This is a genomic window from Microcoleus sp. T3_B1, from assembly GCF_036700445.1.
Taxonomy (GTDB): domain Bacteria; phylum Cyanobacteriota; class Cyanobacteriia; order Cyanobacteriales; family Microcoleaceae; genus Microcoleus.
In genome coordinates this window covers 83,177-101,647 of the sequence record NZ_JAUBOX010000001.1, presented here as the reverse complement: position 1 = coordinate 101,647, position 18,471 = coordinate 83,177, and the positions used below count along the sequence as shown (strand labels likewise).

The following is an 18,471-nucleotide window of genomic DNA, read 5'->3' as shown; positions in this document are numbered from 1 at the left end:
CAATGACTAATCCATTTCCAGGGATGAATCCTTATTTAGAAAGTCCTGAATTATGGCCTCAAGTACATCACTTGCTAATTAGTAGCATTTTTGAATCATTAGTGCCGCAGTTGCTGCCCAAATATATCGTCGATATTGAAAAAAGAGTTTATGAGCTTAGCGGGGACAATTCCCTATTAGTGGGGATTCCTGATGTCACTGTGCAGCGTTCTCCTAGTCCAACCAACCCTACTTCTTCTAATGTTGCAGTTGCCGCACCGCCTGTGACAGCTTTGAAAGTAAGACTGCCAGTACCTGTGGAATTTAGGGAAGCATATTTAGAGGTACGAGATACAGCAACTAGGGAAGTTGTGACAGTGATTGAAGTGCTGTCACCCGCCAATAAGCGCCCTGGCAAAGGGCGAGAAATGTATGAAGCAAAGCGAGAAAAGGTGTTTGGTAGTCGCACTCATATGGTTGAAATTGACTTGCTGCGAAGTTACCAACCTCTACCAGTTTTTGGTAACGATATTGAGGCAAGTTATCGAATTTTAGTGAGTCGCGGAAATCAAAGGCCTTTGGCGGATTTGTACCTTTTCAATTTACCAGATATGATTCCTCCGTTTCCCCTGCCTTTGCGCGCGGGTGATGCGGAACCAATTGTAGATTTACAAGCGTTATTAAATGGGGTTTACGATCGCGCCGCCTATGACATTACCCTCGATTATACGGCTGAGTTAGTCCCTGCGCTGTCCGAAACTGATGCTGTTTGGGCCGATTCTCTGTTGGAGGAGAGAGGATTGAAAGGGCGATCGCAAATAACAACCGATAGTTAAGCGCTTAACCGCTTTTTCAAAGCATCCAAAAAATGAACAGACCAATATTCAAGAAAGCGCCTTTTCAGGGGTTTGATGAATTTATCCCAAGGATTGAGGTCAACAATATAGTAACCGATTTGGACGCCAATCGGCTCTAAATGTTTGCCTTCTATTTCCTGGCTCAATAAAGGCAATTTTCTATTACTTAGCTGTTGTATGAGCCAAAGTACATCGCTGTTTTTTTGTTGTTCTGGACTTTTTTTGATATCATTGGTAGAACCAGCAATATCATCTCGATCGAAAGAAATTATTGCTGTTAAATTAAACAGAGAACTATTAGCAATAAAGCATTGAGTTTGTTCTCTGGTTGGTAGCACTCCTAAGCGGAATTTGTCTAACAGTTTTGCTAGCGATCGCACTGGAATAGCGCTCTCTGTATTGCTGATATCAGGAGCAATTAATAAGGACGGCTGGCCTTTAATTGAAGGTCTGTCGATGCCCAGATTTTCGATTAACCTTTGAATCCGTTCGTAGTCAGGGCGATCGCAGAATTTCTCCACAATGTTTGGATACCGATCGTCGCTTAAAAATTCTAAAAGAGCAATGTACTTGCATCCCAGACTGTGACCCACCCAAAAATAACTTGATGGTTCTTGATAAATTTCGCTTTCATAGCCTAATCTTTGAGCAATCTCGGTCAGTTCTGTTCTCAGAATCTCCTGTTCTTTTAATAACCCAATAGCGATCGGCCAGTGACGAAAAGTAAATCTAAACGGCAAAGCAACTACGGTATAACCTTCTTCAAACAACTGTTGTAAAAAATATCGATAAAACAAAGTTGGCAAACTACCAAAAAAAGTTCCACCAATAAATTGAACAACACCTTTGGGCTGCGGATGAACAGCCACCCAACTAAAAGAAACAGGCTGAAATTTAAATGAGTTCGACATTTGAATAAAGCTCACTGAGTGTATAAGTGGGGGTAATTAAACGTATAGCCTTTCTCAGAAAGATGAGGTACTCATGGGCATAGGGCATAGGGCATAGGGCATAGGCCTCCGTGGGCATAGGCCTCCGTGGGCATACCTCACTTTTTTGAGAACCGCTGTAATTAAACGTAAGGTGGGCATTGCCCACCCTACAGTTAAGCTGAAGTGCATTTAAATTGTAGAGTCAAATTTAAGAAAAGTCTTGTGGGGTGGGCGTCTCGCCCGCCCAAAAAATACAATTTAGATGCCCAACAGCTTACTTACCATTTAACAGTTCTAGCCGCGAGACATTCTGACAGGAATATCGAATTTATCCATCACTGTATTTAGCTCTTTCAAATTGACATCATTGGCATCGAGTTGGGCCAGCAGTTGCACGAGCATTTGAGCTTTTTCTGAATTGTCTGCTTCCAAAGTAGCCAAGTCCAAATTACCGTTGCGTAACTCTTCCAAAATTGGGCCAACAATTGGTAAATCGATGATAATTGGTTTACCTGGTTCAGGCGTAATCTCGTTCAAGCCTTTTCCACTGGCGATCGCTAATGTGTAATTAATTTGATCGAAGTCGGGTAAAGTTGGATTTTCGGATGGGAAATCGTTTGGCAAGAAAGTACCGCGAATTTCGGGATTCAATAACACCTTGACTGGTTTCTTGCTTTGGGGTTGAGGCTTTGGAAAGATGGAGCGCGCTGGCACAAATAGCGAGACATAGCCGCGCACTTCCAACAAACCTGGAGTCAGAGTTTTTGGCAGAATGGGCAACAATTGAACAGATGCAGTTTTGTGAGCGGGTATTGTAAAAAATGCGCGATATACCTTCGGTTTTCCTGGCTGCTGAGTCAGAGGTACCTCTATGTTAGTGCCTTCAACGTCAACAACTAAGAAAGCGTTGTTGAGCAAGATTTTATTAGGATTTGCCGGCACGGGTAAGCTGATGGTAAACTCAATCCGATATCGCAAGTCGATCGCTTCGAGATTGGAGATGGTGAGAAAGTATCCCTGAACGATTCGACGAGCCACTGGGATGAGTTGTGGAGGGATGCCCATCACAGGTGCGATCGGTGCAGCGAGGATTTCAAAGGTGGAAACTTCCATGTTTGTGTCCGAGTAATTTAACTTTTAGCTTGGGTTATTTAGCCGGAAAATTTTGTTTCTGTTTTTCCGTGGCTATATCTATGAATAACTGCCCGTCGCGGTTGGTTAACAGTCGCTTTTTCTGGTGACACTCATTTGAGTTAACTCAAATGAGTGTCGCTTGATTGTGCGACTTGACAATTTAAAAATTTTTGTTAAAGCGCACAGGAACACGGATCGGGAATTAAATTTATCCTTGTGTCTCTGAAGATGAAAAGAAAATATCGAATTGATTATCAGGGCGATCGCACATTAATCTGTTGGTATAATCCCCCTTTAATGGGCCCGGGGCGATCGAAAAGCTAAAAAATCCTACACAAAACGTTACATATTTGTTAACATCGGGACGAGCCTGTCCTCAACAGTCCCTCTCTTAACCTTCTAAACTAACCGTTATGAGTCAACCTCCCTCAGCAATTCCCGCCTCAGAAGAGTCCGCCGAAACCCCGACAGCACCGACAAACACTGCACCTCCACCGAGTTATGTCAAGCTGGCGATGCGGAACATGGTTCGCAAGCGGGCGACTTCTCTGTTTCATTTTGCCTTGACAGCGATCGGACTTTTAGGCGTACTCGTCGGTTTGGCTTTTCTCGATCGATATTTCAATTCTTAATCGGGGATTCTAACAATCAGCCTCTAATTTCTGCTGATGTTTTTCATATTTCTTAATCGGGAGTTAAGCTGATTGTTCTGCCTGCCTGTTGCAATCTCTAACAGATTACTGTATGTTGCCAGCAACAGCAAAATCCCCTGCCGTTCGATCGCGCAATTGGAATTTGTAAAAAAATTTAATATATCCCTTGACAGGAGAGCAAAAAAATGTTAATCGAGGTGAACGTCGAAGACTGTTACGGGCTCGCCCAGCAGTCAGCCGACGCTTCCAACCTCCCTGAGAGTGCAGCCAGCGGGGAGATTTTGGCCGAAACCTGGGAAAATTGGTTTAGCGTTTGGCTGGAAAACCAGGCGGCGGATGTGCCAGTGGCCCCGGGCTACGAAGTCAGTCTGCGTTTAACCGCCGATAGGGAGATGCAAGCCCTCAACCTCCAGTACCGCCAGCAAGATCGACCGACCGATGTACTAGCTTTCGCAGCTTTAGAGGTAGACTGTCCTCAGCTAGAGGAAATGCAGTCATCTGAACCCCTATACTTGGGTGATATCGTCATCTCGATCGATACAGCTAACCGACAAGCCCAGCAGCAAGGACATCCCCTGAAAACCGAACTAGCTTGGCTGGCAGCCCACGGTTTTCTGCATCTTTTGGGCTGGGATCACCCGGATGAAGAAAGTCTGACTCAAATGCTCGATCGACAGGAAACATTGCTGCGGGCGATCGGTCTTACGATCCAAACAGCATAACTGAAGTGGATGGTGATTTAACAAATCATGTCAAGCCCAACATAACTTTCTGAAATTAAACCAAAACTTTAGTAAAAACTTAGAAAAGTTACCTAGACTTGATGTAGTTAATTTGAAAAGTTTAGCCTTCATTCATCTCTGTAAATTAAAGTTGGTTCTTTATGACACTAGATAGACCCTCACTTTCATCACAAATCGCACAGTTTCTGCCCATGCCTCAAGACTCTTCTAGCCAGACAGTCCACGAGTCTAAAAAAGCCTTGAAATACAACCGAGATCTGTCCTGGAAAATCGCATCTAGCTTAGCTACGAGTTTTAGATACGCTTGGGGTGGTCTGAGTTATGCTTTTGAAACTCAGCGCAATTTTCGGATTCACACTGTTATTGGCACTTTGGCGATCGGACTCGGCCTATTTTTGCAACTGAAACCTGTAGAAATATCTGTGATCGGCGTCACCATTGGCATAGTTTTAGCAATGGAACTGTTGAATACGGCGATCGAATCGGTGGTAGACTTGACAGTCGGGCAATCTTACCACGAACTAGCCAAAATTGCCAAAGACTGCGGTGCGGGAGCGGTTCTGGTATCGGCAATGGCTGCTACGATCGTCGGTAGTGCACTTCTGCTTCCTCCCTTGTGGGCAGTCGTTCAAATTGCGATCGCCCGTCAGTAAATTATTGGCCTCAGCAAATTTTAGGTTTTAGATGACCAATGGGAGGTTTTTAGTTTTATTCGTCTATATTGCAACTATTTTTATCTTGGGCATCTATCTAAAATCTTAAAACCCTTGCTTTCAGGCAGCGAGTCAATCTAAAATCTAAAATCTCAAACCTAAAATCCAACTTAACCCGTGATTATAGTAATCGATAACTACGACAGTTTTACATACAATTTGGTACAGTATCTAGGAGAACTCGGTGCCCAGTTGCCGGTAGCAAGCGAAGTGCAAGTCTACCGCAACGACCAAATTTCCTTAGCAGAAATTCGCCAATTACAGCCTGCGGCAGTGGTGATTTCTCCAGGGCCGGGGCGGCCGGAAGATGCGGGAATTTCTCTGGAATTAATCAAAGAATTGGGGCCGACTCTACCAATTTTAGGCGTGTGCCTCGGACATCAAAGTATCGGTCAAGTATTCGGCGGCAAAATTGTTTCTGCACCCGTGTTGATGCACGGCAAAACTTCTCAGGTAGAACACGCAGGAGTCGGAGTTTTTCAGGGCGTCGAATCGCCGATGATTGCAACTCGCTATCACAGTTTGGTAATTGAAAAGCAGAGTTGTCCAGAAGTTTTGGAAATTACGGCTTGGGTTGAAGACGGAACTATTATGGGGGTGCGGCACCGGGAATATCCGCATATTGAAGGTGTGCAGTTTCACCCGGAAAGTATTTTGACGACTTCGGGGAAGCAATTATTGCGAAATTTCTTAGAAAGACTTTAGTTGAATTTCTCTGAATTTGTAGGGTTCGCTCTTATAGCACCTTACGGTGAGAGTAGGGTACACATTTTCGCACCTGAACCGCCCCAAAAAGGATACAAGCCCCCCACTCCTGTCGTGGTGAACCCCAAATTTTACACTCCTGTTCGAGATTCCAGATTCAATGCTGCCAGTAAATCTAAAATCTAAAATCTAAAATCTAAAATCGACTGACGGTGTTTTGTGGTATAACAACAAACGACCAACACCCGACAACTGCAACCACAAGGTCAGGAACTCAGGGAATCAACGCCACTGAGCTTGTAAGAAATTGCAAGCTGTTCTGACCAGACCCCTCTTTACAGAGGAGACGTTATTTAGGTCATGACACCGGAGAATGCGACGCTAGTTTTCCGCTCTGTCATCTGCAATTAAACAGTTTTAAAGTCACTGAAACAGTGTTGCAGGTCTAACAAGCCTTTATAACCAGGTCGAAGCGAACATTACCCCGAAAGGGAGGCTCCATAAGAGCAAACATTATGCGTACAGAGTTGCAAGGTTTGAGGCAGTAACTGTCCTGCCGAAAGTGCATTACAAAAGTACACCAAGTCCAGCAACTCCAAGGCGGTAATGGATACAGAAAGATTCAAGGCGATTGAAATCGCCGTGTCCTTTCCCTCTCAGGTCTTTCATACCCTGAGTTTCCCACTTACCGAGTGTTTTTGATGAAACGGCGACAATTAATACGTTACGCACAGACGGGTTTGCTAGCAGCTTTGTCCACTGGTTTGCCATCTGGATGGGAAAGCTATCAAGCTCAAACTACTAATTCCTTGTCGATTCAGTGGTTGGGCCACACTTGCTTCTTGTTCACCGGTGGCGGTGCGAGGGTGCTGGTGAATCCTTTTCGCCCCCTGGGCTGTACGGCAGGCTATCGCTCTCCTAAAGTGCCAACAGATTTGATTCTGATTAGCAGTCGGTTGCTCGATGAAGGGGCGATCGACGGATTTGCGGGCAATCCCGGCCTTTTGTACGAACCGGGGGCTTACAGGTCTAACGGGCTGCGGATTCAAGGGATTCGGACCCAAAAAGACCGTGAGGGAGGACGGCGATTTGGGGTCAATGTGGCTTGGCTGTGGCAGCAAGCGGGCGTTAAGATTTTACACTTGGGCGGAGTTGCTGGCCCGATCGGCATTGAAGAACAAATCTTGATCGGGCGGCCCGATGTAGTGCTGATTCCCGTGGGCGGCGGGCCGAAAGCTTACACTCCGGCGGAAGCGAAGCAAACTTTGCAACTTCTCAAACCAAAGATGGTGATTCCGACACATTTCAAAACCCAAGCCGCCGATGCTGCTGCGTGCGATTTGGTGCCGCTAGATGAATTCTTGGCGCTGATGGATGGTACGCCGGTGCGCCGATTGAATAATGACACGATTTCGATCAAATCTGGTGACTTACCCCAAACTGGTTCGGTGATTGAGGTTTTGAGTTACAGATTTAGCGGTTGATGCCAGATTTTTTAGGTTGCGTTATATTAAGGAAGTTTTGTTCGATCGGGGATGCAAGAGAATTTTCTCTCTACCTTAGCCTCTAGCAACCTTGCTTTTTGTCGATATTTGGCTAACATAACAATTCATGTTCACGGTTTTATATCATCGGAAAATTTGGGTAGAAACCCCGTCCTTCTAGGACGGCTTTACAAATTTTTCACTATAATTAAAGTGGTCGTTGACCCACCCGCGACGATGGATCAGACAGCCTATACGAGCGAAGTCCAGCAAACAACTGGCGGCGCAGACAAATCGGTAGACCGGGAAAAGCACTATTGGGCAATGGTACAACATCCCTGAGTGACGCAAACAAACAGAAATCTTGAGATTTCTCGATACATAAGAACCGCTGGGCTAGCGGGGATAGTCTGTGGAGCGACCGTAAGACCATAAACTCCTTGAGGGTGGAGGCAGGTGCAATGAAGCAGAAACCCAAGTAGTGATGCTTGGGAATCACCGTGGCTTTAGCCCGGTGAGGATGTCAAAAGGAAATGCAAGCGCAGTCAGCAACCCAGCCCTAAAGGGACTGAGCTTGGTCGCGAGAAATCTCTCCCAAGCTGTGCTGACCAGACCCCTCGTAAGAGGAGCCGTTATTTGAGTCACGACACCGGGCGAATGCGTAGCTAGTTCCCCGCTCTGTCGCTCGTGATTAAACAGTTCCAAGGTCACTGGAACAGTGTTGCGAGCCCGCGCAAGCTCTTATAACAAGGTCGAAGCTAACATTACCCCGTAAGGGAGGCTCGAAAGAGCAAACATTATGGGTACAGGATCGTGAGGTTTGAAGTGGTAATTGTCGATCGTAAAAGTACATCACATTCATTACATCGAATCAAACGATCCCCCTGTAATGTTCAAGGCGGTTGAAACCGCTGATCGTTTTCCTCTCAGCGCTATGCAGCGACTGAGTTTCCCACTTACCGACAGGTTTTATGACAAATCAAAATTTACCTAGCTGGATCAAACAACTGACAGGTTTCGCAGGAGTAATCGGCGCTAGCGCGTTGATTGGTTTCCCGGCTTGGGCTCACATCACCTCCAATACCAATGTTGCTAATGCAACTCAAACTCAACAAGTTGCAGGAAATGTGAAAACCGCTGCTTCACCGGCACCAACTGGCACTTCACAGGCACCAACTGCTGCTGCTAAGGATATTGTTGCTATTGCATCGGGCGACCCTCAATTCAAGACGCTGACAAAGGCTTTGGGAGCAGCAGACTTGGTTGCAACTTTACAAAGAAAAGGCCCTTTCACTGTTTTTGCTCCGACTGACGCGGCATTTGCTGCTTTGCCAGAAGGAACTGTGGAGAATTTGCTCAAACCGGAAAACAAAGCCCAACTTACTAAGATTTTAGCTTACCACGTTGTTCCTGGTTCGGTTTTATCTACTAGCCTAAAATCCGGCGATGTTAAAAGTGTGGAAGGCAGCGCGCTGAAGGTGGGAGTTAACGCAGGCAAAGTTACTGTCAGCGGCGGTAATGTTGTGAAAGCTGATATCAAAGCTAGCAACGGCGTGATTCACGTAATTGACAAGGTTTTGATGCCCCCTGATGCCAAGTAGGACTAGCGTTTTTTGCATCAATTGATGTCAGATTCGGTTAAATGAAAGCGAAGTAAGGACACAACATTGTTGTGTCCTTATTTGTGTGGCAGGCCATTCAGAATTAATATATAGCATATTCCATGTAGATGTGGTACACACAATCTTCTAGCCCGTGTAAGGTGCGTCGCCACCCGTCAATCTGTAAGTTTTATCGACCAATATTTCGCAGATCCGCACCCTACAGATTAACACCACACAATATAGCTTTATAGTGTACTTCATGAACCACCGAAGAGGCTGTATATCAAGCTTTAGCTAACTGTGGGTACTTACAAAAATGGCTGCCAACCCTTACCCCGATGGCCAAAATTGAAGATTTCGGGATGGAGAATTTCTGCTAAAATTTCTAACGAATCAACCAATCTCGGCCCCGGTCGATTAAAGTAAGAATTGCCGTCAGTTATGTAAACTTTCCCCGTTTTTACTGCTTGCAAATTAGCCCATTCTGCGTATTTAGTTATCTGCAGTGCTTCGTTGCGAGTGCGGTTTAAATCAAAGCCACAAGGCATGAAAATAATTACATCGGGATTAGCTTCTACTAGCGATTCCCATTTTAACCAAGGGGAATGTTCGCCGACAATTCCAAATAGCGAATTGCCTCCCGCCATTGCCACTAATTCGGGAATCCAGTTACCCGCAGCCATCAAAGGTTCAATCCACTCGATGCAAGCTACTTTGGGTTTAACGGTTAATGTTTTGGTTTTTAAGATAATAGCATCGATGCGGGATTGCAAAAGGTCGATCGCGCTTTTGCCATCTACGCCCAAAGCATCAGCAACTCGCTGAATATCCGTCCAGATTTCTGATAGCAGATTCGGCTGCAAAGAAATAATTTCCGGCTTGCTATTTACCAGCGTGCTTACTGCTTGTTCAACCTCTGTTAGAGAACAAGCGCAGACTTCACATTGAGCTTGAGTAATAATGTGAGTCGGCTGCAATTTTTCCACAGTATCTATTTCTACTTTATACACGCTGAGGGCATTTTGCAACAATTCTGTCACGCGGTTGTGAATTTCGCTGCTAGTTCCTTCGGGATTGAATTTAGGCTGAGTGCAAACAGGTAAATTTTGGATTTCTGGGGGATAGTCGCATTCGTGGGAACGGCCCACAATTGCATCGGTTAATCCTAAAAGTGCTACAATTTCGGTGGCACTGGGAATTAGAGAGATTATTCTTGGTTGGTTCATTGGTTTTCTGTTTTTCACTGATTCGGAAGCACAGGCTTTACAGATTTAGAAGCACAGGCTTTACAGATTTAAAAGCACAGGCTTGACAGATTTAAAAGCACAGGCTTGACAGATTTAAAAGCACAGGCTTGACAGATTTAAAAGCACAGGCTTGACAGATTTAGAAGCACAGGCGGGACGCCCGTGCCACAATAAAAGAGATTGTTAAATTTTTAGTTTTTTTAAGTATTGCAAATCTTGCCATGCTTGAATGAGATTACCTTGCATCAGAGCCGCTACACCGTTTAAAACTCTAATCTCCGGTAGGTTGGAGTTGAGAGCGAGAGCAGGTTTTAAGGCTGTTTGAGCGGCTTTGGGATGCCAGCCGTACAGGTGTACGAAAGCGAGATATGCGTAAGCGTAAGGGTTTTTTGAGTCGAGTTGAGTGACTTTTTCTAAGGCAGCGATCGCACTTTGGACATTCTGCTGCAATACCCGAGAAAATGCCAAAGCATAAGCCAATTCTAGATTATTTGGTTCCTGTTTCAACCGATATTCTAACGCTTGTTCCGCTTGCACGGTATAATCTTGAATTGGATCGTACTGATTGATGCGCCCAATCTGCTCGAACACGGGTTCTAAACCGGGCAATCCTTTGGGTAAATTAACCGCCATCGCCCGCAATTGAGTCACCAAATCTAACTCAGGCTGATCTGTATTATCCTCGTTTCCCGGCTCTGCCTGGGAACGCATATCCAGAGGCTCTGCCTCGATTTTAACACTAACTGCCGGCACATTAATCGGATAAGTTTCCCCAGTTTTCCGATTTAGATAAGTAGCTTGCAGATTGTAAGTTCCCGGTGCAATATTAGCAGGAGGAAGCATCGCTGTGCGATCGACAACTCGAAACCCCACAGCAAATTTATCCGCTTCCAGCATCCCCGGATGCAAAGTTGCCTGGGCGATCGCGCGATCGTGTAAAATCCTGAAAGTCTGTCCCGGTGGAATATCGCCAGACTGCTGATTTTGCCACGTTACCAACACTAAACCAGACTGCAACTGCTGCCAAGGCCCAGACCAAGTATAAGTAACCGGTAGCGCGACTCCGGGAACTGCTTTTGCAGCGACAGTAACTCGATCTAATTGTACTTGCGATCGCGATTCATTCAACGGCTGTATTTCGACAGGCTGCACTCGCTTGCGATAAAGATTTAAATTAGTATAATCTGGCAAAATCCAAGTTTTATCTAAGTCAAATTTATCCCCTTTTTCAATCGCGGTTACGGCTGCATTTTGAGCTTGTTTAATTTTTTCGCGGATCGAACCTTGCGGGCCAGTTTTAGTTACGAACCAAGAGAGCGATCGCACATCTTGCGGCACTTCTTTTAAATTCGTTCCCACCTGCCGCCCGTAAACCTGAAAATTAGCCAAAGCACCGTAAAAATTCAAATTATGCTGGTTAATTTCCGGCGTAGAAGGCAACACGCCTAAAGTAGATTGCAAATAAGGTTCCCTATCAATAATTTCTGCAATTACCTCTCGGTGCGGCCACTCTTTCCCCAAGTAAGGATAGTTAGAATTGCCGGGACTAATAATTTGGACTAAGCTATTTCCCAGAGCACCTCCCAGCGGCAAGATATGGAACAGCATCGCCAAAATTGCCAAGCCAATTGTACCCCAGCGAATTTGTCGTCCCCACCGAGAAGGCCACAGCGTTAAACAGTAGGCTAAGAAAATAGATAAAACTGGCAAATAAGGTATCACATATCGGTCGTCTTTGTTGATATTTAGAGAATTAATTAAATAAGCTCCTCCCCAGAAAACAGCCAGCCAGCGACAGGAGTTGAGATGCAAAATTGACGAACTATTTGGCCTGCGACGCCAATAAAGTATCAATCCTACTAAGGGAATAAGTAACAGAGGCCAAGAAATGTGTTCGGGTAAGTGTTGGCCGTAGTAAATCCAAGCGTCGATCGTATTGAGGGCCGGATCTCCTTCGGCGATCGCAGAATCCAGCGTAGCCCGTTTTCCCCCGGTCAAAATTAACAGCCAATTGGTTTTCGCCCAGGGCCCAAACACCGCCACCGACAGCAACAAAGCACCAGTTAATTGACCTAATCTCCCCCAAGCTTTTTGGCGCACAGCACCCACAGCCAACCACACAATCGGGGTAAACAGAAATAATACAGTCGTGTGTTTAACTAATATTGATAAGCCGAGAGAAATTCCAAAGGCGATCGCCCAAAAGAAAGATGACGACGAGAGGGTATGTAGGGGCGGTGCCCCCGTGCCCGCCCCCGATGGCGAGAATTTATACTTTTTCTTGGTTCCTTCTTCCAACTTTGTTCTATCCGTTAAATCCGCTGCCGAACTTCCTGATTCCTGCTTCCACATTGTCAGACAATAGAAAGCCAAAGTAATCGCCGCTGTGAGGGGATAGTCGAGTAAAAATTGCAAGCGGAACCGATAAAGTCCGGGTAACAAAACGCAAATTGCAGCGGCCCACAAACCGACTTGCCGGTTAAATAATTGGACGCCCAGACTGTAGACTGAGGCGAGGAGAATTGCACTAAATAATAAATGAACGAGGGTTGCCCGATCGCCCCCAGTACCGAAAACCTGAAGAAACGGAACCGTTAAGATGTATGCCAAGGGCGGAATTTTCGTCGAAAGCAGCCAAAAGTTTGTCCACCACTCCCCGGAAAGCCACTGAGGATGCTGCAACGCCTGCAAGTATTTCAGGGTGCTAGTCAGGTAGTCTGCTTGATCCCACGCCGGGACAGATCGATCGAGGGCAAACCAGAGGCGATCGCTAATTGCCCCCAGCAGCCAAATTATGCCCAAGACAAGCAGACTCTTGCCCTCGCTGTCCCGATGTTGCTGTGCCATTGCGATTCTTGGATTTTAGGTTGCAGCTTTTAGCTTACAGGCGGGCGGTTCCGGGCGATCGAAAATTAATTTGAAAAAGTGCTTGCTAAATTCTGTATGTGTCTGCTAAGATAGTAAAGCGCGAAAAAACAAGCCGGGATAGCTCAGTTGGTAGAGCAGTGGACTGAAAATCCACGTGTCACGAGTTCAAGTCTCGTTCCTGGCATCGCAAAGCCCTCACAAAGTTGAGGGTTTTTTTTTATATAAACTTGAGCCAACAAAATAATCACCAATGGCATTCAAGTCTCGGCTTGCTGTGGGAGAGACAAAGCATCGGTTCATCCCTGAACCTCTCGTGCCTTGCGAAACTTTTCCTGCAATTGCTCGATGGCAGTCTCTAAGGGGATTCCCTCACCTCGCGATAGTTCCGCCTCCGCTTCCTCCACCGAAGAGCGCACCTCCTCCACCCACTCCCAATAATGCTGGCGTGTTTGAGTCAAAGTCTGGAGGGCTTTTGTAATCACCTCTTCCGGCGAGCTAAACTGGCCCAGTGCTAATTGCGCTTCGATCAATTTCACCTGCTCAGGACTCAAAGTAATATTCATAAAAATCTCCGGGAGTCTCGCTGACACAAATCCCTTTTCTAAGAATAGCGCTACTTTCTGGGGAGCGCGATCGTCTTAAGCGCCGATCGACGTGCGGTGACGTGTACTGTCTTATTTTTGAGTGAGGTACGACGCTAATTCTGGAATTTCACCGCCGCGCTGCCACTCGGCTTCCCCGCGCCGCACTTTGGTTCTGGCTGTGATTTCCTCAATCTCCCATAATTGCAATCTGGTATAGGGCCCTTTGGCTTCACCGCTGCGAAACACGTACCATTGAGGAACTTCAGGAGTTGGCTGGGTCGATCGTCTTAGGATCGCGAATTAAATAATTTACACTCTTGAAAGTGGGTTGGGCGTCCCGCCCGCCCTTTCTGGACGGGCGGGACGCCCATCCCACAAGAACCATCACGCATGGTAAGTTATTTAATTCTCATTCCTTACTGACAAGCGAATTTCAAAGGTGGCATCCGCCACGTGATTTATCCGTGGAATCAATCCAAAATCTAAAATCGAAAATCCTCAAGAAAGAGCATTTATCTCGCGCAAGTCAATCTAAAATCTAAAATCTAAAATCTAAAATCGATTGGCTTCATCCGATTCATTCCAGTTGTCGCTTTGAGCTGGTTGAGCTCTTGTTCTACCGGATTCGGAGCGGGTAAGTTGGAATTGGGCGATCGCTTTTTCTTAGCCTCCGGCTTACCTCTAGCAATTTCTACTTCGCGCGGCCACCCCCAGAAATGCCACACCGCCACCCACACTAGCGCCACAGCAGATCCTAAAATCTCTTCTTGTGTTGAGGATACACCATTGTATTTGGAGAACTTGTTAAAAAAAGCAATTCAAGAGTTAGAAACAATTCTTCAGCAGAGGAATCAGAGGAATGAATTACCGCTATAGTTTATTAATTCAATGGTCACAAGAGGATGGACTGTATTTGGTAACACTGCCAGAGTTTGCAACAATTGCAATGCAGCCCTGTACTTATGGGAAAACTTATGAAGAAGCGATCGCCAATGCTAAAGAAGCGAGCTCCAGCTACCTTGAGTATTGCCAAGAAGAAGATTTAGTGCCTCCGAGTCCGGCAATCGTGGCAGCTTAAATAAAAGTCGATCCCCCTTTTTGACTCAGAACAAAAGAGATATCGACTTTTCCATATCAAAAAGAGCGATCGCACTTTTTGACTTATTCCAAAAGGGCGATGCCTTTGGTTGAGAAAAAGGGGTAAAGGGCGATCGCACTTGTTGACAAATTCCAAAAGGGCGATCGCTCTTATTTGAGAAAGAGGAATGAAGGCCGATCGCTCTTTCTTGAGAAAGAGGAACTATAGCAATCCTAAATCATTTGCATAATTATTGTAGGGGCAATCCCCCCGTGGTTGCCCGATTGATAGGGGGTAGGCACGGGGGCACTACCCCTACAAATTTATCTGAATCATTTAGGATTGCTATAAGGCCGATCGCTAATCTGCGCTTACAAGCAAGGATCTCGCAAAATCTTCCCGTAGCCAAAAATGTTAAATAACAAAATTTGATAATTTTTGTTATTATGGGGTAATAGTTGACTCAAATAGGTGACTCAACATCATGAATATATCCTTAACTCCTGAACTAGAGCAGTTTGTTCAATCAACAGTCAAAAACGGTAGGTACTCATCTGCTTCTGAAGTGATTCTGGCTGGGTTACAATTGCTAAAAGAACGAGAAGTTTTAGTTGTTTTGAATCCGGTTTCATCAGAGGAGAAGCAGAAACCCAGCTATGATTTCTCTGATTTGGTGGGGCGATTAACTTGGCAGGGAGATGCAGTAACAATGCAGAGGAATCTACGCGATGAGTGGTAATCGCTATGTGTTGGATACGAATGCGATCGTTGCTTTGCTTCAAGGAAATATTCAACTCATTGAATTACTGAAAGATGCGGATTGGATTGGAGTTTCAGTTATTAGCCAAATTGAGTTTCTGGTATTTCCTGGGCTGACTCAAGACGATCGTCAGATCTTTGAGCAGTTTCTGCAACGAGTGGAGGTTCTTGGTTTAGTGGCGATGGATGCTGTCTTGCTCTCTGAAAATCATTGAAATTCGCCAGCAACATCGCTTGAAACTACCGGATGCGGTTATTGCAGCAATGGCAATCCAAAATTCAGCAACTTTGGTGACAGCCGATCGAGAGTTTGCAAAGGTAACAAGTTTAACGGTAATTAATTGGTAGCGATTGCCCTTGGTTGAGAAAAAGGAGTAAAGGGCGATCGCACGTTTTGACTTATTCCAAAAGGGCGAGATCCCTTTATTGAGAAAAAGGAGTAAAGGGCGATCGACCTTTTAACTGATGATCGAGGAGCGAGATCCCTTTTTTGAGAAAAATTAATAAAGGTCGATCGCCCGATCGCACTCAGGACAGCCCGTCGCACTCAAAAACCAACCGTCACTTATCTATCTGGAGGAAGGCGCTAGTTTTATGCGAAACGCGACCTAATCTTCAGAAAACTTGACAAATCGGAGATTTGGGTCTGGAAAAGTTGACTCAGGAAGGGATCTCGCTATCTATACCGCCTTGGTTTTTGTTAAAATAGGAGCTAATTCCGCATTGTGCAATAAAAAATTATGACTCAGATGCCTATGCCATCGGTAATCCAAGAACATATTGAAATTACTCCGGGTATTTGTGGCGGTAAACCACGTATAGCGGGACATCGGATTAGGGTTCAAGATGTTGTAATTTGGCACGAAAAGATGGGAATGTCTCCTGATGAAATTGTGTCGCGGTATCCCACAATTACTTTAGCAGATGTATACGCAGCCTTGACTTATTACCACGACCATCTTGAGGAAATTCGACAACAAATTCGAGATAGCGATGCTTTTGTGCGGGAATTGCAAGCAAAAACTCCTTCCAAGGTACAGCAGAAATTGACAGGGCAGAATCTGGGAAAAGATCCGATTTCATTGTGATGAACAAGTCGAACGGGCGATCGCAGAAGCTTTGAAAAGGCGCGGTATTGATGTCACGACTACACCAGAAGCACGGCTTTTAGGTGCTATGGATGAAGAACAGTTAGCTTTTGCAATTTCTCAAGGGCGAGTAATCTTTACCCAGGATGACGATTTTTTGGCAATTCATCAGCGGGGTTTAGAGCATTGCGGTATTGTTTACTGTCACCAAAACAGCCGTTCACTTGGTGAAATTGTGCGCGGTTTGATTCTGATTTGGGAGGTACTTGAACCGTCGGATATGCAGAACCATATAGAGTTTATTTGAAAAGGTCGATCGCCCTTTTTTGAGAAAAATTAATAAAGGTCGATCGCTCGATCGCACTCAGGACAGCCCGTCAGTTTTTGAGAAAAATTAATAAAGGTCGATCGCCCGATCGCACTCAGGACAGCCCGTCGCACTCAAAAACCAACCGTCACTTATCTATCTGGAAGAAGGCGCTAGTTTTATGCGAAACGCGGCCTAATCTTCAGAAAACTTGACAAATCGCAAATTTGAGTCGGGAAAAGTTGACTCAGGAAGGGCGATCGCCAAAACGTTCTCTAACAACTCAAAAATTGTTTGCTTCGCAGCTAACAAAAGGGCGCAGTTTTGCGGGTTGAGACTCAGGGAATCCAACCACGGAAGGCAGGTTTCGCTAATAGCTTCCAGGTGGCGGCAAACCAGATGGGGGGCAATTTCGGCGGCGCTTTGTTCGAGGATTTTGGGAACCGCTTGCAGAAGGTTGGCTAGGATGGCGGCATCGGGAGATTCCCAGACATAATCTGCTAATGACATGAGTTTAGCTGCGATTTCCGTAGGGGAAATTTCGCCGCCGCCCCCATTGGTTTCTAGCTGAATGATGCCTTGCTGCTGTGCTTGTTGCAGCAGGGTACAGCAACGAAGATAGGCAGATTGAACGCGATAGAGGCTATCTTGCGGGGTGGGTTTTCCTGCTGTGCTGATGTTAATCGGGGCAACTTCTGTGAGGGGAACTCGGAGGGAGTACCAGCGCAGTGCATCCATAGTCACGGCTTTGAGCAATTCTGCGGGGGCGATGTCAGGGATGCGATGGATTTGCTGGGTGGGTTTGTGGAAGGCGTAAAGTTTGATGGGTTGAACGATGATGAATTGAAATTGCTCTTTGGTGTAGCCCAAGCATTGCATGGCGGCGGTGAGTTGGATGTCGTAGCCGATGTAGGTGGTGGGACGAATGAGGATGATTTTGTCATAGCCTTGTTGGAATATTTCATGGTAGCGGGTGATGTCTTCTAGGAGTTGGGTGAATTCGCCGTCGCGGTGTTGGAGGACGCGATCGCAGTCGTCGCCAAAGTCTGCGGTTTTGATAAACCAGTCTTTGGGTTCGTCTTTGAGGGAAGTTTCTTCAACGTCGGGGGGTAAGTCGGCGGCGAGTTGACGAGAAAGGGAAGCTTTGTAAACTTGCTTGCTGGTTTGAATTGAGTTAAAAAAGAGTTCAATATCAGGTAAAGTTTCTTGATTATTTGCACCTTCTGTGCTAACCCAATTGTGGCATTTTTCTAGGATGTTTTTAACAGTCGTTGTCAGGGAGCAACGAATATAAGCTGAGGAAGGAATAGCTTCTAAAGGATATTCGGGAATGCTCAACCAAATTTTAGCCGATTTTTGGGATAATGTCATCATCATTTCACTCTTTAACTAGGGATGATATTTGATGCCTTAGTTTCTTAACTGATTACGAAATCAGTGCTAAGGATTGTTTGGCTAATTGTTCGATGACTATCGACTGACAAAGAGCTTCAATTTTGTTGTTGCCACCGATATCAAAAAATAGATGTAGCCATTGATCAGGGGAATTTGAGCCGCCTCTAGCTGGGGTAGATATCCAAGCTGAGGCGGTGAGTTCATTTTCTAAGGTGGTTTTGTCGATCCCACTAACGAGTAAATTGAGGACATCGGCGGCAGTTAGGATGTTACCTGATGGCATGCGTTAGGGAGGTTGGGTTTTTGGTGGGGATATGCTTGCGGTGCGCTTGCTTTCTTTA

Annotated in this window: 22 protein-coding genes and 1 tRNA gene; 14 read left to right on the top strand and 9 right to left on the bottom strand. The window is 45.6% G+C overall.

Translation table 11 applies throughout. The annotated features are described in order from the left end of the window. The first annotated feature begins 2 nt into the window (after positions 1-2). Complete coding sequence (locus QT990_RS00465; protein ID WP_333464772.1) at positions 3-815, top strand: DUF4058 family protein; 813 nt, start codon at positions 3-5, stop codon at positions 813-815. On the opposite strand, the gene QT990_RS00460 is transcribed toward QT990_RS00465, so the two are convergent. After that, on the bottom strand, positions 812-1,747 hold the full coding sequence (locus tag QT990_RS00460) for a DUF1350 family protein (RefSeq protein WP_333138387.1): 936 nt from the start codon (positions 1,745-1,747) through the stop codon (positions 812-814). The two genes, QT990_RS00465 and QT990_RS00460, sit on opposite strands and share 4 nt — an antisense overlap. A 315-nt stretch (positions 1,748-2,062) precedes the next feature. Beyond that, entirely contained in the window at positions 2,063-2,881 is an 819-nt protein-coding gene (locus QT990_RS00455; RefSeq protein WP_333138388.1) for a hypothetical protein, read from the bottom strand. Positions 2,882-3,315: 434 nt separating this feature from the next. On the opposite strand from QT990_RS00455, the gene QT990_RS00450 reads away from it, so the two are divergent. The 6 genes from QT990_RS00450 (at position 3,316) to QT990_RS00425 (ending at position 8,801) form a co-directional block, all read left to right on the top strand. Continuing rightward, positions 3,316-3,534, top strand: coding sequence for a DUF3285 domain-containing protein (locus QT990_RS00450; RefSeq protein ID WP_333106650.1), 219 nt, complete (start codon positions 3,316-3,318; stop codon positions 3,532-3,534). Positions 3,535-3,740: 206 nt separating this feature from the next. After that, the gene (gene ybeY / locus QT990_RS00445; RefSeq protein WP_333138390.1) at positions 3,741-4,277 is read left to right on the top strand and encodes an rRNA maturation RNase YbeY; all 537 of its coding nucleotides are present in this window, start codon (positions 3,741-3,743) and stop codon (positions 4,275-4,277) included. 161 nt (positions 4,278-4,438) lie between these two features. Beyond that, positions 4,439-4,951 (top strand): diacylglycerol kinase family protein, encoded by a 513-nt coding sequence (locus tag QT990_RS00440; protein ID WP_333138392.1) that lies wholly within the window; start codon positions 4,439-4,441, stop codon positions 4,949-4,951. 177 nt (positions 4,952-5,128) lie between these two features. Next, positions 5,129-5,716 carry an aminodeoxychorismate/anthranilate synthase component II gene (locus tag QT990_RS00435; RefSeq protein ID WP_333054712.1) on the top strand — a complete coding sequence of 196 codons (588 nt, stop codon included), beginning with the start codon at positions 5,129-5,131 and terminating at the stop codon, positions 5,714-5,716. A 701-nt stretch (positions 5,717-6,417) separates the two neighbouring features. Beyond that, the gene (locus QT990_RS00430) at positions 6,418-7,200 is read left to right on the top strand and encodes an MBL fold metallo-hydrolase (protein WP_333138395.1); all 783 of its coding nucleotides are present in this window, start codon (positions 6,418-6,420) and stop codon (positions 7,198-7,200) included. A 971-nt stretch (positions 7,201-8,171) separates the two neighbouring features. Then, positions 8,172-8,801 carry a fasciclin domain-containing protein gene (locus QT990_RS00425; protein ID WP_333138399.1) on the top strand — a complete coding sequence of 210 codons (630 nt, stop codon included), beginning with the start codon at positions 8,172-8,174 and terminating at the stop codon, positions 8,799-8,801. A gap of 311 nt (positions 8,802-9,112) precedes the next feature. On the opposite strand, the gene QT990_RS00420 is transcribed toward QT990_RS00425, so the two are convergent. Continuing rightward, positions 9,113-10,030 carry a cobalamin-binding protein gene (locus QT990_RS00420; protein WP_333138401.1) on the bottom strand — a complete coding sequence of 306 codons (918 nt, stop codon included), beginning with the start codon at positions 10,028-10,030 and terminating at the stop codon, positions 9,113-9,115. Positions 10,031-10,234: 204 nt separating this feature from the next. Then, positions 10,235-12,898, bottom strand: coding sequence for a glycosyltransferase family 39 protein (locus QT990_RS00415; protein ID WP_333138403.1), 2,664 nt, complete (start codon positions 12,896-12,898; stop codon positions 10,235-10,237). A 132-nt stretch (positions 12,899-13,030) separates the two neighbouring features. Here QT990_RS00415 and QT990_RS00410 point away from each other — a divergent pair. Next, positions 13,031-13,103 (top strand) — tRNA-Phe (locus QT990_RS00410). 112 nt (positions 13,104-13,215) lie between these two features. Here the strand turns inward: QT990_RS00410 and QT990_RS00405 are convergent. The 3 genes from QT990_RS00405 to QT990_RS00395 all read right to left on the bottom strand — a co-directional run bounded on the left by QT990_RS00405 (position 13,216) and on the right by QT990_RS00395 (position 14,249). After that, positions 13,216-13,482 carry a hypothetical protein gene (locus QT990_RS00405; RefSeq protein WP_333138405.1) on the bottom strand — a complete coding sequence of 89 codons (267 nt, stop codon included), beginning with the start codon at positions 13,480-13,482 and terminating at the stop codon, positions 13,216-13,218. A 111-nt stretch (positions 13,483-13,593) separates the two neighbouring features. Continuing rightward, positions 13,594-13,749: a GYF domain-containing protein gene (locus QT990_RS00400; protein ID WP_333054718.1), complete on the bottom strand. Its 156-nt coding sequence runs from the start codon at positions 13,747-13,749 to the stop codon at positions 13,594-13,596. 299 nt (positions 13,750-14,048) lie between these two features. Beyond that, complete coding sequence (locus tag QT990_RS00395; protein WP_333138407.1) at positions 14,049-14,249, bottom strand: hypothetical protein; 201 nt, start codon at positions 14,247-14,249, stop codon at positions 14,049-14,051. Between the two features lie 113 nt (positions 14,250-14,362). Here QT990_RS00395 and QT990_RS00390 point away from each other — a divergent pair, with 113 nt between their 5' ends. The 6 genes from QT990_RS00390 (at position 14,363) to QT990_RS00365 (ending at position 16,735) form a co-directional block, all read left to right on the top strand. Then, the gene (locus QT990_RS00390) at positions 14,363-14,581 is read left to right on the top strand and encodes a type II toxin-antitoxin system HicB family antitoxin (RefSeq protein WP_333138409.1); all 219 of its coding nucleotides are present in this window, start codon (positions 14,363-14,365) and stop codon (positions 14,579-14,581) included. A gap of 484 nt (positions 14,582-15,065) precedes the next feature. Next, entirely contained in the window at positions 15,066-15,320 is a 255-nt protein-coding gene (locus QT990_RS00385; protein ID WP_333138411.1) for a type II toxin-antitoxin system ParD family antitoxin, read from the top strand. Next, entirely contained in the window at positions 15,310-15,555 is a 246-nt protein-coding gene (locus tag QT990_RS00380) for a twitching motility protein PilT (RefSeq protein WP_333138413.1), read from the top strand. Before QT990_RS00385 ends, QT990_RS00380 begins: the two co-directional genes overlap by 11 nt. Continuing rightward, positions 15,527-15,688, top strand: a complete 162-nt coding sequence (locus tag QT990_RS00375) for a PIN domain-containing protein (protein WP_333138415.1) — start codon at positions 15,527-15,529, stop codon at positions 15,686-15,688. The genes QT990_RS00380 and QT990_RS00375 overlap by 29 nt, the downstream gene beginning before the upstream one ends. A gap of 392 nt (positions 15,689-16,080) precedes the next feature. After that, positions 16,081-16,428 (top strand): DUF433 domain-containing protein, encoded by a 348-nt coding sequence (locus QT990_RS00370; protein ID WP_333138417.1) that lies wholly within the window; start codon positions 16,081-16,083, stop codon positions 16,426-16,428. A 31-nt stretch (positions 16,429-16,459) separates the two neighbouring features. Beyond that, positions 16,460-16,735, top strand: a complete 276-nt coding sequence (locus tag QT990_RS00365) for a DUF5615 family PIN-like protein (protein WP_333138419.1) — start codon at positions 16,460-16,462, stop codon at positions 16,733-16,735. A 195-nt stretch (positions 16,736-16,930) separates the two neighbouring features. Here the strand turns inward: QT990_RS00365 and QT990_RS00360 are convergent, their stop codons facing one another. Continuing rightward, a complete protein-coding gene (locus QT990_RS00360; protein WP_333300164.1) occupies positions 16,931-18,112 on the bottom strand; it encodes a DALR anticodon-binding domain-containing protein in 1,182 nt (393 codons plus the stop codon). Between the two features lie 49 nt (positions 18,113-18,161). Then, on the bottom strand, positions 18,162-18,413 hold the full coding sequence (locus QT990_RS00355) for a hypothetical protein (protein ID WP_333138424.1): 252 nt from the start codon (positions 18,411-18,413) through the stop codon (positions 18,162-18,164). Positions 18,414-18,471 lie beyond the last annotated feature (58 nt).